Origin of the sequence: Catenulispora yoronensis, assembly GCF_039531695.1 — a bacterium.
GTDB classification, from domain to species: domain Bacteria; phylum Actinomycetota; class Actinomycetes; order Streptomycetales; family Catenulisporaceae; genus Catenulispora; species Catenulispora yoronensis.
In genome coordinates, this window is the sequence record NZ_BAAAQN010000088.1 from 24,328 (window position 1) to 40,263 (window position 15,936).

At 72.3% G+C, this 15,936-nt stretch carries 14 protein-coding genes; 3 read left to right on the plus strand and 11 right to left on the minus strand.

The window, feature by feature from the left end:
• Positions 1-177: 177 nt before the first annotated feature.
• The gene (locus ABD481_RS42800; RefSeq protein ID WP_344671658.1) at positions 178-1,167 is read right to left on the minus strand and encodes a malate dehydrogenase; all 990 of its coding nucleotides are present in this window, start codon (positions 1,165-1,167) and stop codon (positions 178-180) included.
• A gap of 250 nt (positions 1,168-1,417) precedes the next feature.
• Here ABD481_RS42800 and ABD481_RS42805 point away from each other — a divergent pair, with 250 nt between their 5' ends.
• Complete coding sequence (locus ABD481_RS42805; protein ID WP_344671659.1) at positions 1,418-2,227, plus strand: VOC family protein; 810 nt, start codon at positions 1,418-1,420, stop codon at positions 2,225-2,227.
• Between the two features lie 64 nt (positions 2,228-2,291).
• Positions 2,292-3,551, plus strand: a complete 1,260-nt coding sequence (locus tag ABD481_RS42810) for a M20 metallopeptidase family protein (RefSeq protein WP_344671660.1) — start codon at positions 2,292-2,294, stop codon at positions 3,549-3,551.
• Between the two features lie 199 nt (positions 3,552-3,750).
• Here ABD481_RS42810 and ABD481_RS42815 read toward each other — a convergent pair whose 3' ends face one another.
• From ABD481_RS42815 to purN, 6 genes are all read right to left on the minus strand, one after another.
• Positions 3,751-4,983: an NADP-dependent isocitrate dehydrogenase gene (locus ABD481_RS42815; protein ID WP_344671661.1), complete on the minus strand. Its 1,233-nt coding sequence runs from the start codon at positions 4,981-4,983 to the stop codon at positions 3,751-3,753.
• A gap of 86 nt (positions 4,984-5,069) precedes the next feature.
• Positions 5,070-5,378: a DUF3017 domain-containing protein gene (locus ABD481_RS42820; protein ID WP_344671662.1), complete on the minus strand. Its 309-nt coding sequence runs from the start codon at positions 5,376-5,378 to the stop codon at positions 5,070-5,072.
• Between the two features lie 50 nt (positions 5,379-5,428).
• Positions 5,429-6,553 (minus strand): Rv3169 family protein, encoded by a 1,125-nt coding sequence (locus tag ABD481_RS42825; protein ID WP_344671663.1) that lies wholly within the window; start codon positions 6,551-6,553, stop codon positions 5,429-5,431.
• Positions 6,554-6,637: 84 nt separating this feature from the next.
• A complete protein-coding gene (locus ABD481_RS42830) occupies positions 6,638-7,504 on the minus strand; it encodes a bifunctional methylenetetrahydrofolate dehydrogenase/methenyltetrahydrofolate cyclohydrolase (protein ID WP_344671664.1) in 867 nt (288 codons plus the stop codon).
• A 14-nt stretch (positions 7,505-7,518) separates the two neighbouring features.
• Positions 7,519-9,087 (minus strand): bifunctional phosphoribosylaminoimidazolecarboxamide formyltransferase/IMP cyclohydrolase, encoded by a 1,569-nt coding sequence (purH, locus tag ABD481_RS42835; RefSeq protein ID WP_344671665.1) that lies wholly within the window; start codon positions 9,085-9,087, stop codon positions 7,519-7,521.
• Positions 9,084-9,749: a phosphoribosylglycinamide formyltransferase gene (gene purN / locus ABD481_RS42840; RefSeq protein WP_425559412.1), complete on the minus strand. Its 666-nt coding sequence runs from the start codon at positions 9,747-9,749 to the stop codon at positions 9,084-9,086. Before purN ends, purH begins: the two co-directional genes overlap by 4 nt.
• Before the next feature lie 162 nt (positions 9,750-9,911).
• Here purN and ABD481_RS42845 point away from each other — a divergent pair, with 162 nt between their 5' ends.
• The gene (locus ABD481_RS42845) at positions 9,912-10,814 is read left to right on the plus strand and encodes a hypothetical protein (protein WP_344671666.1); all 903 of its coding nucleotides are present in this window, start codon (positions 9,912-9,914) and stop codon (positions 10,812-10,814) included.
• Between the two features lie 390 nt (positions 10,815-11,204).
• Here the strand turns inward: ABD481_RS42845 and ABD481_RS42850 are convergent, their stop codons facing one another.
• The 4 genes from ABD481_RS42850 to ABD481_RS42865 form a co-directional block, all read right to left on the minus strand.
• Entirely contained in the window at positions 11,205-12,986 is a 1,782-nt protein-coding gene (locus ABD481_RS42850; RefSeq protein WP_344671667.1) for a cell division protein PerM, read from the minus strand.
• 165 nt (positions 12,987-13,151) lie between these two features.
• Positions 13,152-14,039 carry a succinate--CoA ligase subunit alpha gene (sucD, locus tag ABD481_RS42855; RefSeq protein ID WP_344671668.1) on the minus strand — a complete coding sequence of 296 codons (888 nt, stop codon included), beginning with the start codon at positions 14,037-14,039 and terminating at the stop codon, positions 13,152-13,154.
• 18 nt (positions 14,040-14,057) lie between these two features.
• Positions 14,058-15,236 (minus strand): ADP-forming succinate--CoA ligase subunit beta, encoded by a 1,179-nt coding sequence (gene sucC / locus ABD481_RS42860; protein WP_344671669.1) that lies wholly within the window; start codon positions 15,234-15,236, stop codon positions 14,058-14,060.
• Positions 15,237-15,465: 229 nt separating this feature from the next.
• Positions 15,466-15,936, minus strand: a 471-nt coding sequence (locus ABD481_RS42865; protein ID WP_344671670.1) for an ERAP1-like C-terminal domain-containing protein, incomplete at its 5' end; no start/stop codon positions are given.

Below are 15,936 nucleotides of genomic sequence, written 5' to 3' on the forward strand. Positions count from 1 at the left end.
TCCGGCGCGATCGGCATGAGTGCCTGACGCGCGACGGCCCGGCCCCCGAGGAGGGCCGGACCGTCGTGGTGTCGCGAGCCGCCACGGCTCGGCGAGCGCCGCCGGAGCCGGCGGCGCCGTCGAAGCTAGCGGCTCAGGCGACTCAGGCAGCTCAAGCGGCTCAGGCGTTCAGGCGGCTCAGATGAGGCCGAGCTCCCGCACCGCGTCGCGCTCCTCGGCGAGCTCGGCCACCGAGGCGTCGATGCGGCCGCGGGAGAAGGCGTCGATGTCCAGGCCCTGGACGATCTCCCACTCGCCGTCCTTGGTGGTCACCGGGAAGGAGGAGACCAGGCCCTCGGGGACGCCGTAGGAGCCGTCGGACACGACGCCCATGGAGGTCCAGTCGCCGGCCGCGGTGCCGTTGACCCAGGTGTACACGTGGTCCAGGGCGGCGTTGGCGGCCGAGGCCGCCGAGGAGAAGCCGCGGGCCTCGATGATCGCCGCTCCGCGCTTGGCGACGGTCGGGATGAAGTCGTTCTCGATCCAGGCCTGGTCGTCCAGGACCTCGGCGGCGTTCTTGCCGGCGATCTTGGCGTGGAACACGTCCGGGTACTGGGTCGCGGAGTGGTTGCCCCAGATCGTCACGTTGGTGATGTCGGCGACCGGCACGCCGGTCTTCAGCGCGAGCTGGCCCAGGGCGCGGTTGTGGTCCAGGCGGGTCATCGCGGTGAAGCGGGACTTGGGGACGTCCGGCGCGTGCGAGGCGGCGATCAGGGCGTTGGTGTTCGCCGGGTTGCCGACCACCAGGACCTTGATGTCGTCGGCGGCGTGGGCGTTGATGGCCTCGCCCTGCGGCTTGAAGATGCCGCCGTTGGCCGAGAGCAGGTCGCCGCGCTCCATGCCCGCGGTGCGGGGGCGGGCGCCGACCAGCAGGGCCACGTTGGCGCCGTTGAAGCCGTCCTTGGGGTTGTCGTGGATGTCGATGCCGGCCAGCAGCGGGAAGGCCGAGTCGACCAGCTCCATCGCGGTGCCCTCGGCGGCCTTGACCGCCTGCGGGATCTCCAGCAGGTTCAGCTTCACCGGCACGTCCGGGCCGAGCAGGTGGCCGGAGGCGATGCGGAACAGCAGCGCGTAGCCGATCTGGCCGGCCGCGCCGGTCACGGTGACGTTGACGGGGGTGCGGGACATCGCTTGTGGCTCCTGCTTTTGTGAAGGTTCCGTATGGATGTGTTTCCGGGGTGTTGCCAGCCCACAGGCTACTCCTGAGGGACCTGCGAGGTTCCGGTCCGACGGGGCCGCCGGCTGTGAGAAAGCAGACACCGGGTGGTCCGGCTGCGCGTCCGGGTCGTCACTGTCGGTGGCTGGTGGAAGACTTCGGGTCGGCGGTGTGTCGCACGTCACACCCCGTTCCCCGCCCCCCGAGGAGAGGAAGGCCCCCATGATCACCTCGGAGAACACCCCGAACCTGCCCGGCTGGATCGATCTCGGCTCCCCCGACCCCGGCGCCTCCGCCGCGTTCTACGGCCAGGTCTTCGGCTGGACCGCCGACCAGGTGATGCCGCCCGGCGACGACGGCCCCGGCTACTGGTACCTGCGCAAGGACGGCAAGGCCGTCGGCGGCCTCGGCGGCCTGATGGACGCCGGCGCCAAGTCCGACTGGACGACGTACATCCGGGTGGCCGACGCGGCCGCGACGCTGGCCGCCGCCGAGAGCCACGGCGCCAAGGTCCGGGTACCGGTCATGCCGATCGCCGAGCAGGGCTCCTTCGCCCAGCTCACCGACCCGGCCGGGGCGGAGTTCGCGCTCTGGCAGCCGGGGGCCTGGGCCGGGTTCCAGACCTGCTGCGTCGACGACACGGTGCTGTGGGCCGAGCTGTGGACCCGCGACCCGGCGGCGGCGAAGGCCTTCTATCCGGCGGTGTTCGGCTGGCAGACCGAGCCGTTCGAGCAGGAGGCGCCGGAGGGCGGCGGCTACGACCTGTGGACCGAGCAGCCCGGGGACGCGATGGCGGCGTTCGGCGGCACCATGGCGATCACCGACGGCGCGCCGATCCAGGACGAGAAGTGGATCCCGTACTTCATGGTCGCCGACGCCGACGCCACCGTGGCCCGGGCCACCGACGCCGGCGGCGCGGTGCTGATCCCGGCCTCCGACGCCCCGCCCGGACGGCTGGGGCTGCTCACCGACCCGTTCGGCGCCCGGTTCGCGTTCCTGCGGCCGGCGCCGATGGAGGGCGCCGCGCAGTAGGGGGCGTCCGGGCTCGCCGCACCTGACCCTTCGAACGCCTGGACAGGTGGGGCACGATGAACGCATGACCTATACCGATGATGCCAAGGGCCTCCAGGAGGACCTGGTCCGCCTGCGCCGTGACCTGCACCGCATACCCGAGATCGGCCTGGACCTGCCCCGCACCCAGGAGCGGGTCCTGGCCGCGCTGGACGGCCTGCCGCTGGAGATCAGCACCGGGCGGGAGCTGAACTCGGTGGTGGCGGTGCTGCGCGGCACCGGCGGGCCGGAGGCCGGGGCCGACCGTGCCGACGGGGCGGCCGGGGCGGCCGGGGCCGGCGGGGCCGCGGCCGCCGCCGGCCCCGTGGTCCTGCTGCGCGCCGACATGGACGCGCTGCCGGTGGTGGAACGCACGGGGCGGGACTTCGTCGCCGACGGCCCGAACATGCACGCCTGCGGCCACGACCTGCACACCGCCATGCTGGTCGGCGCCGCGCAGCTGCTCAGCGCGCGCCGGGACCGGCTGGCCGGGGACGTGGTGTTCATGTTCCAGCCCGGGGAGGAGGGCCAGGACGGCGCCGGGCACATGATCCGCGAGGGGGTGCTGGACGCGGCCGGGCCGCGCGTCGTGGGCGCCTACGGCCTGCACGTGATGTCCAGCCGGGTGCCGCGCGGGCGGTTCGTCTCGCGCCCCGGCACGTTCATGGCCGGGGCCGACGAGATCCAGGTGACGGTCCGGGGCGCCGGGGCCCACGGCTCGCTGCCGCACACCGGCAAGGACCCGATCCCGGTGGCCTGCGAGATGGTGGTGGCCCTGCAGTCCCTGGTGACGCGCAAGTTCGACATCTTCGACCCGGTGGTCATCACGGTCGGCGCGTTCCACGCCGGCACCGCGTCCAACATCATCCCGGACGACGCCACCTTCCACGTCACCATGCGGTCCTTCTCCCGCGCCTCGCGGGAGAAGATGCTGCTGGTGGTGGTGGACCTGCTCAACGGCCTGGCCTCGGCCTACGGCTGCGCCGTGGACATCACCTACAAGGAGCAGTACCCGCCGACCGTGAACCACGCCGCCGAGGTCGACTTCCTGGAGGAGGTGACCCGCGAGGTGCACGGCGAGGAGCGCTTCGAGCGTCTGGAGAACCCGGTGCCGGGCGCCGAGGACTTCTCCCGGGTGCTGGAGGAGGTCCCGGGCACGTATGCCTTCCTGGGCGCCTGCACCACCGACGACCTGGAGCACGCCCCCTCCAACCACAGCCCGCTGGCCGACTTCGACGACTCGGTGCTGGGCGACGGCGCGTCGCTGCTGGCGGAGCTGGCGGACCGGCGGCTGGCGCGGGGCTGAGCCCCGAAGCCCCGGCGCGGGCCCGACACGGTATAGCGGCCACAGGCCCGGCACTCCCGATCGGATCGGGGTGCCGGGCCTGCTGGTTCGGGCTCGGTGCCTGGTCGGCAGGGTGCCCGGTCGAGCTCAGGGCCGGTCGAGCTCAGGGCCGGTCGAGCTCAGGGCCGGTCCGGGCCCAGCGGCCCGGGCGGTCGGCGGATCAGGCCGAGGCCATCGCCTTTTGCAGGTTCTCGTCGATCGCGGCGAGGAACTCCTGCGTGGTCAGGTACGGCTGGTCCGGGGAGACGAGCAGCGCCAGGTCCTTGGTCATCTTGCCCTCCTCGACGGTCTCGACGCAGACGCGCTCCAGGGTCTCGGCGAACTTCACGACCTCGGGGGTGTTGTCGAACTTGCCCCGGTAGGCCAGGCCCTGGGTCCACGCGTAGATCGAGGCGATCGGGTTGGTGGAGGTGGGCTTGCCCTGCTGGTGCTGGCGGTAGTGCCGGGTCACGGTGCCGTGCGCGGCCTCGGCCTCGACGGTCTTGCCGTCGGGGGCCATCAGCACCGAGGTCATCAGGCCCAGCGAGCCGAAGCCCTGGGCGACGGTGTCGGACTGGACGTCGCCGTCGTAGTTCTTGCAGGCCCAGACGTAGCCGCCCTCCCACTTCAGCGCGGAGGCCACCATGTCGTCGATCAGGCGGTGCTCGTAGGTCAGGCCGGCCTTCTCGAAGTCGGCCTTGAACTCGGCGTCGAAGACCTCCTGGAACAGGTCCTTGAAGCGGCCGTCGTAGGCCTTCATGATCGTGTTCTTGGTGCTCAGGTACACCGGGTAGTTGCGCAGCAGGCCGTAGCGCATGCTGGCGCGCGCGAAGTCGCGGATCGACTCGTCCAGGTTGTACATCGCCATCGCGACGCCGCCGCCGGGGAAGTCGAAGACGTTCAGCTCGATCGGCTCGGTGCCGTCCTTCGGGGTGAAGGTCAGGGTGAGCGTGCCCTCGCCCGGGACCACCAGGTCGGTGGCGCGGTACTGGTCGCCGAAGGCGTGGCGGCCGACGACGATCGGCTTGGTCCAGCCCGGCACCAGGCGCGGGATGTTGCTGATGACGATCGGCTCGCGGAAGATCACGCCGCCGAGGATGTTGCGGATGGTGCCGTTGGGCGACTTCCACATCTTCTTCAGGCCGAACTCCTCGACCCGCGCCTCGTCCGGGGTGATGGTGGCGCACTTGACGCCCACGCCGTACTGCGCGATGGCGTTGGCGGCGTCCACGGTGACCTGGTCGTCGGTCTCGTCGCGGTGCTCGATGCCCAGGTCGAAGTACTTCAGGTCGACGTCGAGGTACGGCAGGATCAGCTGGTCCTTGATGAACTGCCAGATGATCCGGGTCATCTCGTCGCCGTCGAGCTCGACGACGGGGTTCGCGACCTTGATCTTGGGACCGGAGTAGGCCATGGCGGATCGTCCTTAGGATCGGGAATTATCTCGACCTCAAGATACATGCCCGCGGATGCCGGGTGCCACGCGGTGCCCGGCGGGGCTCAGTTGGAGAAGATCCCCTGCACCAGCAGCCCCAGGAGCACCAGCGCGGTACCCAGGACGGTGTACATCCCGACATCGACGCCGCGCCGCCGGACGGCCAGCGTCCCGACCATCCGGGTGGGCAGGAACAGCCGCAGCCCGGCCGCGAGCAGTATCGACATGCCCAGGATGGCGGCACCCTGGAAGACCTCGTCGCGCAGTATCACCGTCATCCCGAAGGCGAAGCCGGCCAGGACCGCCAGAATCGGCCATTCGGCCAGCACTACGCGGCCGAAGGAGTCCCTGGCCGGACGGTTGTTCGCTGCCATGGCGCAACCCTACTTGTTTGCAGGAAAGACGTTCTTGCAAGACGGAAGCCCTACGGAGCCACCGCCAGCCAGTCCCCGAACCCGCTGGGCCGGTGCGCCCCGATGAACAGCGTCTCGAACAGCCCGTACCCGGTGCGCACGCCCTCCGGCCCGTCGTAATCGAAGCGCGAGAGCCGTTCGGTGATGCCGAACATCCCGGACTTGGCGGCCGCCTCCGCCGCCGGCAGCACCACCTGCTGCACCACCGGCTCCGGGCCCTGGTACATGCCGTGCCGCCAGTCGGCGTCCAGGCCGTAGCCGCTGCCGACCGCCAGGTGCAGCGGGATCAGCTGGGTCACGCGGATCCGCTCGGCGCGGCCGGCGAAGGTCACGACGGCGGTCTCCACGTCCCGGGTGCCCGGGGTGAAGTGCAGCTCCAGCTCGGGCCGGCCGAGCGGCTCGGCCGGGCGGCCGTCGCCGTGGACCTTCACCGCCTCCTCGACGATCCGGGCGCCGTCCTCGTCCTCCTGGGCGATCACCAGGATCGAGAAGTCGTCGAACTGCATCGGCGCGTAGACCCAGTGGAACGTCGGCGGGCCGCCGTCGCGGCCCTGAATCCCGGCCGGCTCGGCCTCGCCGACCGGGCGGATGCCCCAGGACCGGTCCCGCGAGCCCCACCAGGTGTCCGGGGTGACGGTGTACTCGTCCTCGCCGATCCGCAGGGTCCCGGCCCAGCGGCCGGTCTGCGCCAGCCGCACCGAGTCCATCCAGACCCGGCCGTGCCGCCGGAGGAACTGCCGCGGCTCGCGCGTCGCGGCGATCGCGCCGGTCCAGACCAGGTCGAAGGAGAGCTCGTACTCCCCCGGCTCCAGCACCACCCGCAGCCGGTTCAGCGGTTCCAGCACTTCGACGCGGAAGGGGCCGACCGCGGTGTCGCCGCGGTCGGCCCCGAGTTCGCGCGAGGCGCGCACCACGCGGTGCACGCCCCGGTGGACGACCGCCGCGAACGCGTCCGTCACCCCGAGGTTCGGGTACTGCCCCACGCCCAGCGCCAGGAAGAGGTCGCCGGTGCGGTGGTGGACGTTGAAGTAGTAGCGGTCGTAGAAGTTCCGGTCCGAGGTGGCGACGTGCGCCATCGACTCCGGAACCTGGTGGAACGGGAAGTCGTCGAGGGGGGACAGGTCGCCGGCGGACATGTCCCCCTTCTAGGACTGATCTGATGAACCGTCAATAGCGGCCGGCCAGACCTGTCGGCCAGACCTTCCGCCCAGACCTTCCGCTCAGACCTGCCGCTCGGCGATCTCCACCACGTTGTTCAGCAGCATCGCCCGGGTCATCGGGCCGACGCCGCCGGGGTTCGGCGACACCCAGCCGGCCACGTCGCGCACGTCGTCCGCGACGTCCCCGGCCAGGCCGCCCTCGCCGCGCGACACGCCGACGTCGAGCACCGCCGCGCCCGGCTTCACCAGGTCGGCGGTGATCAGGTTCGGCACGCCGGCGGCGGCCACCACGATGTCCGCCTTCAGGGTGTGCCGGGCCAGGTCGCGGGTGCCGGTGTGGCACAGCGTCACGGTCGCGTTCTCGCTGCGGCGGGTCAGCAGCAGCCCCAGCGGGCGGCCCACGGTGATGCCGCGGCCGACGATCACCACCTCGGCGCCGGCCACCGGCACGCCGTGCCGGCGCAGCAGCTCCACGATGCCCAGCGGCGTGCACGGCAGCGGCGCGGGGGCGCCGAGCACCAGCTTGCCGAGGTTGGTCGGGTGCAGGCCGTCGGCGTCCTTGCCGGGGTCGACGAGCTCCAGGATGGCGTTCTCGTCGATGCCCTTGGGCAGCGGCAGCTGCACGATGTAGCCGGTGCAGGCCGGATCGGCGTTGAGCTCGGCCACGGCCTCGGCGATCTGCGCCTGCGAGGCGGTGGCGGGCAGCTCGCGCTGGATCGAGGCGATGCCCACCTGCGCGCAGTCGCGGTGCTTGCTGCGCACGTAGGAGTGCGAGGCCGGGTCGTCGCCGACCAGCAGCGTGGCCAGGCCGGGCACGATGCCGTGCGTCTTGAGCGCCTCGACCCGTTCGGCCAGCTCGCCCTTGATCGTCGCGGCGGTGGCCTTGCCGTCCAGGATCCGCGCCGTGCGGGAACCGGATTCCGTCATGGTCAGGACCCTCCTCAGTGGGTGAAGTGCCGGGTGCCGGTCAGGTACATGGTGACGCCGGCCTTGCGGGCCGCGGCGATCACGTCCTCGTCGCGCACCGAGCCGCCGGGCTGCACGACCGCCTTCACGCCGGCGGCGAACAGGATCTCCGGGCCGTCGGCGAACGGGAAGAACGCGTCCGAGGCGCACACCGAGCCGCGCGCCCGGTCCCCGGCCCGCTCCACCGCCAGCCGCGCCGAGTCCACCCGGTTCACCTGGCCCATGCCGACGCCGACCGAGGCCAGGCCGGAGGCCAGCAGGATGGCGTTGGACTTCACCGAGCGGATGGCCCGCCAGGCGAAGACCAGGTCGGCGAAGGTCTGCTCGTCGGCCGGCGCGCCGGAGGCCAGGGTCCAGGTCGCCGGGTCGTCCCCGGCCGCCTGGTAGAGGTCGCCGTCCTGGAGCAGCAGCCCGCCGCAGATCTGGCGGAACTCGGTGCGGCGCCGGTTGCGGGTGCCGGTCTGCAGGATCCGGATGTTCTTCTTGGCCTTGAGCGTCTCCAGCGCCGCCGGCTCGTAGTCCGGGGCGCAGATGACCTCGGTGAAGACCTCGTTCACCTGGAGCGCCATCGCCTGGGTGACGGTCCGGTTGGCGGCGATGATCCCGCCGAAGGCGGACACCGGGTCGCACTCGTTGGCCAGCTTGTGCGCCTCGGCGATGCCCCCGGCCGGGCTGATCGCGATGCCGCACGGGTTGGCGTGCTTGATGATCGCCACCGCCGGCTCGGCGAAGTCGTACGCCGCGCGGATCGCGGCGTCGGTGTCGACGTAGTTGTTGTACGACATCTCCTTGCCGTGCAGCTGCTCGGCGGTGGCCAGCGAGTCCAGGCCGGGGTCGGAGACGTAGAGCGCGGCGCCCTGGTGCGGGTTCTCGCCGTAGCGGAGCACGGACTTGCGCTGCCAGGTCTTGGCCACGAAGTCCGGGAACGGCGACTCGCCGTCGGGCGCGTAGGCCGAGGCGAACCAGCTGGCCACAGCGGCGTCGTAGGCGGCGGTGTGCGCGAACGCCTCGGCGGCCAAGCGCTTGCGCTGCTCCAGGGTGAAGCCGCCACCGGCCACCGCGTCCAGGACCGCGCCGTAGGCGCCGGGGTTCACCACCACCGCGACGCTCGGGTGGTTCTTGGCCGCCGCGCGCACCATCGAGGGGCCGCCGATGTCGATCTGCTCCACGCACTCGTCGGGCGAGGCGCCGGAGGCCACGGTCTGCGTGAACGGGTAGAGGTTCACCACGACCAGGTCGAACGGCTCCACGCCGAGCTCGTCCAGCTGCTTGCGGTGGTCCTCCAGCCGCAGGTCGGCCAGGATGCCGGCGTGCACCTTCGGGTGCAGCGTCTTCACCCGGCCGTCCAGGCACTCGGGGAAGCCGGTGAGCTCCTGCACCTCGGTGACCGGCAGGTCCAGGTCGCGGATCAGCTTGGCCGAGCCGCCGGTGGACACCAGGGCCACGCCGGCCGCGTGCAGCCCGCGGACCAGGTCGTCCAGACCGGTCTTGTCGTACACGCTGACCAGCGCGCGCTTGATCGGACGGATGTCAGTGGTGCTCACGGGAGGATGACCTTTCGCTTGTCGATGGTCCAGCCGGATCGGGCCAGGCGGCCCACGACGTCGACGAGCAGCGCCCGCTCGGCCGTCTTGATGCGCTCGTGCAGGCTCTCGGCGTCGTCGCCGTCCTCGACCGCGACCGCGGCCTGGGCGATGACCGGCCCGTCGTCGACGCCGCCGGCCACGAAGAACACGGTGCAGCCGGTGATCTTGACGCCGTAGGCCAGGGCGTCGGCCGGGCCGTGCATGCCGGGGAAGCTCGGGGAGAGCGCCGGGTGGGTGTTGATGACGCGGCCGCCGAACGCGGCCAGGAAGTCCGGCCCGAGCAGCTTCATGAACCCGGCGGAGACCACCAGGTCCGGCGCGTACTCGGCGACCTTGTCGCGCAGCGCGCGGTCCCACGCCTCGCGGGTGGGGAAATCCTTCACCCGCAGCGCGAACGTGGGAATGTCCGCCTGCGCCGCGCGCTCCAGACCGGCGATGCCGGTGCGGTCCGCGCCCACGGCCACGATGGTGCCGCCGAACGCGGGGCCGGCCTTCTCGGCGTCTATCAGCGCCTGAAGATTGGTGCCCGACCCGGAGACGAGGACGACGATCCTCGCCGGGCCCTGGGGGCGGTACTGCTGGAGCCCTGGCGGGCTCTCGGTTCCTTCGGGATGGACCACGACCGCGGCCTCCTATAGGGGTGTTTGCTTTTGTGTCCCGGCCGGACCCATCCCGCTTGGACGGGCGGGGTCGCCATAGGCAACGATAGTGGGCGGACGGTTCGACTTCCGCCAGCCGACCAGCGATCAACCGATCATGTCCACGATAACCCGGAGGACTCCGTGACCGAGCCCGAGCAGCGGCCGACGCCGATGGACAGCGGCCACGGCACGGGCGGCGGCGTACGGGCCGAGGAGGTCGACGGGTCCAGGTCACCGGAGCGGGACGCCGAGCCGGAGTCGGAGTCGGCGCCGCCAGCAGCTCCGACTGCCACGTCGACTCCGGCTGCCACATCGACCCCGGGCACCGCATGCGCACCGGCCGCCGCGCCCGCGCCCCCGGAAGAGGACAACCCGTTCGCCCCGCCCCCGGAGGACTCCCGGCCCAGCGGCGCCGGCGCCGGGGCGAACCCGCCGCCCTCGCCGTGGGGCCCGCCCCCGGCGAACCCCTACGGCAAGGTCCGCCCGGGACCGGTCCGCCCCTGGGGCTCCGAGCAGCCCCGGGAGCCGGAGCGCCGGCCCTCGGACTGGGGCGACCCGAACCGCTACGGCCCGGTCGACCGCCGGCCGGACCCCCGCGAGGACCCCGACCGCCGCTACCGCGACCAGCGCGAGGTCCCGCCGGTCCGCCCGGAGCGCGACCTGCGGACCCGCTGGGCGCTCGGGCTGTCGCTGGGCTCCACGGCGTGCACCATGCTGGCGATCTACCAGGGCCTGTCCACCTTCCCGGCGTGGATGGTGGGCGCGGCCGCCGGGGTGGCGTTCGCGGTGGCGGCGTTCGTGCTGTCGATCTCGGCCCAGCGCACCGCCGCGCTGAAGCACCAGCGCGCCTCGGAGGCCACCGCGAGCATGGTGTCGGCGTCGGTGTCGGGGGTGCTGGCCGGGCTGCTGCTGGTCGCCTCGATCGTGTGGTGGACCCCCTTCAAGGAGTACGCCAAGTGCATGCAGGGGGCGAACACCCAGGTGGCCGAGAAGGGCTGCCTGACCCAGCTCGAAGACCGCACCGGGATGTCGACCTCGCGCTGAGGCCGGGCCCCGGGCGGCCGCCCGCCGACCCCTGGTATATCAGTGGACTGTTATGGTCGGCGCTCCGAGCTGCGCCCCGGCCCCAAACCTCCCCGATCATCCCTGATCACAGGGATTTCAAGGTGCCCATAAGGGCTATGCCCACCGGCCCCGGCCCCCTACTGTGTGGATGTCCGATCCACCGTTCCATGAACTGACAGCAAAGGCCGATCAGTGTCCCAGGACCCCTGGCAGAACCCGAACAACCAGCAGCAAGGCTTCCCCGCCGCGCCGCCGGCGTACCCGGCCTACCCCGGCGGGGCCTACGGCGCGCCGGTGCCGGCGAAGCCGCCGATACCGAGCACGGTCAAGCTGGCCGTGAACCTGATGTTCGCGGGCATGGCGATCGGGCTAATCCACATCGCCATCGGCGTCGGCGAGATCAACAGCGTCACCGACCACCTCAAGGAGCTGGGCTTCGCCCAGACCACCATCGACAGCGACAAGAACCTCTTCGTCGCCAGCATCGTCGTCGGCGGCCTGATCGGCGCCGGCCTGTGGCTCTGGATGGCGCTGGCCTGCCGGGCCGGGCACAACTACGCCCGCATCGTCTCGACGGTCTTCTTCGGCCTCGGCGTGCTCGGCAGCCTGAGCAACTTCGGCTCCAGCTGGGTGCCGGCCGTCGACAAGGTGTTCAGCGGCCTCACGCTGCTGGTCGGCCTGCTGGCCATCATCTTCGTCTGGAACGGCCAGTCCGGGCCCTACTTCCGGCGCCGGCCGGTGGGGTACGAGTACGGCTACGGCGCCCAGCAGCCGCCGCAGCCCCCCTACGGCCAGCCGCCGTACGGCCAGGGCTGACGCGGGCAGCAGGACCACGGCGGCGGCGGTCACCCCGACCAGGACCAGGGTGGCCGCCGCCGTCGTCCATCCGGACGGGCCGAACGCGGCCATCCGGCCGCCGGCCAGCGGGCCTCCGGCCAGCGTCGCCGCCAGGCCGGCGGCCAGCGCCACCGCCGCCGTCGCGGCGGCCAGGGCCCGCGCCCGGTCCCCGAGGCGCGGATGCCGGGCCCGGGTCACGACCAACGCGGCAGCGATCCCGGCAGCGACCGGGATCGCCAGGAACGCCAAGCTGTAGGGATACATCCGGCTCCCACCGCGGGGCACGGCGGCCAGCAGCGGAAACAGCGGCACCGCTCCGGTCTTCACGCTCACGACGGTGACAGCCGTGCCGGTCCCGGCCGCGAATCCGGGCCCCAGGACGAACGCCGCGGACCAGAGCACCGCGTTCGGCAGCACCGCCAGGCTGAGCACCAGCAGGCCGACGGCGTCGGCGACTCCCCGCGGCCAGCCCGGCTCGGGCAGGTGCGCGACGAGGGATCCGGCCAGGACCGCCGCTCCCCCGCCGATCAGCACCGCGCCCGCCCCGGCGGCGGCCCGGACGGCGGTCCCGACCCAGCGGGGCAGCACACAGAACCCGGCGATCCGGCGCCAGCGCGCGGCCGTCGGCACCGCCAGCCCGAACAGGACCGCGAACGGCACCGCCTGCGCGGTGTCGGGATGCACGTCGCCGGTCGCGGCGACCGCGGCCACCAGGGCCGCCGCCAGACCGTAGCCGGTGGCCGCGCCGAAGGCGGTGTAGGCGACCTGCACCGGCCGGGAGACCGGCGCGGCCGCGGTGTGCCAGAGCGCCGCGACCAGCAGGGCGGTGAACCCCAGCGGCGCCATCGCGACCCGCCCGGCCGGCACGTCGAGCGCGACGTGGTGGCCCAGCAGCCACAGTTGCCCCGCGACGTGCAGCGGCCCGTCGACCCCCGAGGTGTCCGGCGCCGAGACCAGCCAGAGGACCACGCACAGCGTGACGCCGATCAGCCAGGTGACGGCGGCGGCCAGGACGGCGTGCGCTCCGGCCCGGACGGCCAGGCGCAGATCGCGGCCGTGCGCGCTGTTCCAGGCGGCGGCGCAGGTCTGGGCCCAGTCGGCGGCCAGCTCGCGAAAGGCCTCCGAGACGGTCGGCGCCCGCGGCGGCTGGCGCGGCGCGAGCTCGGCGGCGCGGGCGGCGGCCAACTGCTCGGCGACCCAGTCGCGGCCGTCGACCGAGCCGACCGCGTTGGTGCTCCGCGCTCCGAATCCGACCGTCTCGGCCTCGCCGTCCGCCCGGCCGCCCCCGCTGTTCTGCGAGCTCTGATCGCGCATCCCCCCACTCTGGTCAGCGCGCACGGCCCGATCGGCCGCCCGCGCCGCGCGGAGCCGAACCGTCCGGTGCGATTCACCCCGGCGGCGTAATCAGCCGCGGCCCGGCGTCCGGAATGCCGAAAGCCCGGCCGCGCGGGGAGCGCGACCGGGCTTTTCGCGAAAGCCTTACAGGCTCTCCATGATCTCCCGCATCAGCTGGGCGGTGGCCGAGGGGGTCTTGCCCACCTTCACGCCCACCGCCTCCAGCGCCTCCTTCTTCGCCTGGGCGGTGCCCGACGAACCGGAGACGATGGCGCCGGCGTGGCCCATGGTCTTGCCCTCGGGGGCGGTGAAGCCCGCCACGTAGCCGACGACCGGCTTCGTGATGTGCTCCTTGATGTAGGCCGCGGCCCGCTCCTCGGCGTCGCCGCCGATCTCGCCGATCATCACGATCGCCGCGGTGTCCGGGTCGTCCTGGAACGCCTGGAGGCAGTCGATGTGCGTGGTGCCGATGACCGGGTCGCCGCCGATGCCGACGGCGGTGGAGAAGCCGAAGTCGCGCAGCTCGTACATCATCTGGTAGGTCAGGGTGCCGGACTTGGACACCAGGCCGATCTTGCCGGCCTTGGTGATGGTGGCCGGGATGATGCCCGCGTTGGAGGATCCGGGGCTGATCAGGCCCGGGCAGTTCGGGCCGATGATCCGGGTCTTGTTGCCCTGGGCGCTGTTGTAGGCCCAGACCTCGGCGGTGTCGTGCACCGGGACGCCCTCGGTGATGATCACGCACAGCGGGATGCCGGCGTCGATCGCCTCCAGGGCCGCGCCCTTGGTGAACGCCGGGGGGACGAAGACCACGGACACGTCCGCGCCGGTCTTCTCGATCGCCTCGGCCACGGTGCCGAACACCGGGACGTCGGTGCCGTCCACGTCGACCGCGGTGCCGGCCTTCTTCGGGTTCACGCCGCCGACGATCTTGGTGCCCGAGGCCAGCATGCGCTTGGTGTGCTTCATGCCCTCGGAGCCGGTCATGCCCTGGACGATGACCTTGGAGTTCTCAGTGAGGAAGATAGCCATGGTTTTTGCCTGATCCCCTTAGCGCGCGTTCGCCAGCTCGGCCGCGCGGTCCGCGGCGCCGTCCATCGTGTCCACCTGCTCGACGCCCGGCAGCTTGGCGTCCACCAGGATCTGCCGGCCCAGCTCGGCGTTGTTGCCGTCCAGCCGCACCACCAGCGGCTTGCTGCCGGCCGCCGCGCCCAGCAGCTCGAAGGCCTGCACGATGCCGTTGGCGACCGCGTCGCACGCGGTGATGCCGCCGAAGACGTTGACGAACACCGACTTGACCGCCGGGTCGTTCAGGATGATGTCCAGGCCGTTGGCCATCACCTCGGCCGAGGCGCCGCCGCCGATGTCCAGGAAGTTGGCCGGCTTGACGCCGCCGTGGTTCTCGCCGGCGTAGGCCACCACGTCCAGGGTGGACATGACCAGGCCCGCGCCGTTGCCGATGATGCCGACCTCGCCGTCGAGCTTGACGTAGTTCAGGTGCTTGGCCTTGGCCTTGGCCTCCAGCGGGTCCGCCGAGGCGGCGTCCTCCAGCTCGGCGTGGTCCGGGTGGCGGAACGCGGCGTTCTCGTCCAGCGACACCTTGCCGTCCAGGGCCACGATCTTCCCGGCCTTGGTCTTCACCAGCGGGTTCACCTCGACCAGCGTGGCGTCCTCCTGGGTGAAGACCTCCCACAGCGTGATCAGGGTGTCCGAGATCTGGCCGGCGACGTCGGCCGGGAAGTCCGCGGCGGCGACGATCTCGTCGGCCTTGGCCTTGGACAGCCCCTCGGCGAACGCCGCGGCGTCCACCGGGATCTTCGCCAGGGCCTCGGGCTTGGTGGCCGCGACCTCCTCGATCTCCATGCCGCCCTCGACGCTGGCCATCGCCAGGAAGGTGCGGTTGGAGCGGTCCAGCAGGAACGAGACGTAGTACTCGGCCTCGATCTCGGCGGTCTGGGCCAGCATCACCTTGTGGACCGTGTGGCCCTTGATGTCCATGCCCAGGATGGCACCGGCCTTCTCCTTGGCGTCGGCCGGCCCGTCGGCCAGCTTCACCCCGCCGGCCTTGCCGCGTCCGCCGACCTTCACCTGGGCCTTGACGACCACCCGGCCGCCCAGCTTCTCGGCAGCGGCTTCCGCCTGCTCCGGAGTCTCGGCCACCTCGCCGCCCAGCACCGGCACACCGTGCTTGGCGAAGATGTCCCTCGCCTGGTACTCGAAAAGATCCACGCGCGTCCGTCCCTCATCAAGGAAGATTCCGGTACGGCTACCGCTACGGAAAGCGCGGATGCCGTCCACCTCATCGCAGGGTAGTCCGGTGCGCTGCCAGATCACGAACCGGGAGGCGAACACCGGGTGTGTGAAATCAGGCACACGGGGGTGACCCACGGGTCCCAGCATGCAAGACGGACCCGCGGGTCGAACCGGTGTACGGCGGGCGCCGGCGGCGCCGGTCCCCCTAGGCGCCAGCGTCGCACTCCCGCGCCCGCAGCGCGCGCGCCGCGTCGTCCCGCTCCTCCAGCACCAGGCGCCGCAGCGCCGGGGCCTTGGCCGCGTCCGAGGCCAGCCAGGCGTCGGTGCGGGCGAGCAGGTCCGCCGAGGTCAGCGGCCAGGGGAAGCCGCCGGTGACGATCCGCTCGGCGTTCTGGATGCTGCGCCCGGACCAGATCGCGGCCAGCGCGTCGAAGTAGGGCTCGACGTACGGCTCGGCCAGCTTCCCCTGGTCGCCGTGGTAGAACTCGCCGAGCACCGCGCCGATCAGGTCATTGGGCTGATCGGGTGTCCGGACCACCAGCTGCCAGGCCTCGGCCTTGGCCTCGGCCAGCGGCCGGGCGGCGCGGGCGGCGGCCCGGTGGCGGCGGCCGTCGGCGGTGTCGTCGGCGCCGGCGTCGCGCTCGGCCAGCGCGCCGGCGGCGTCGGCCCCGGCGGC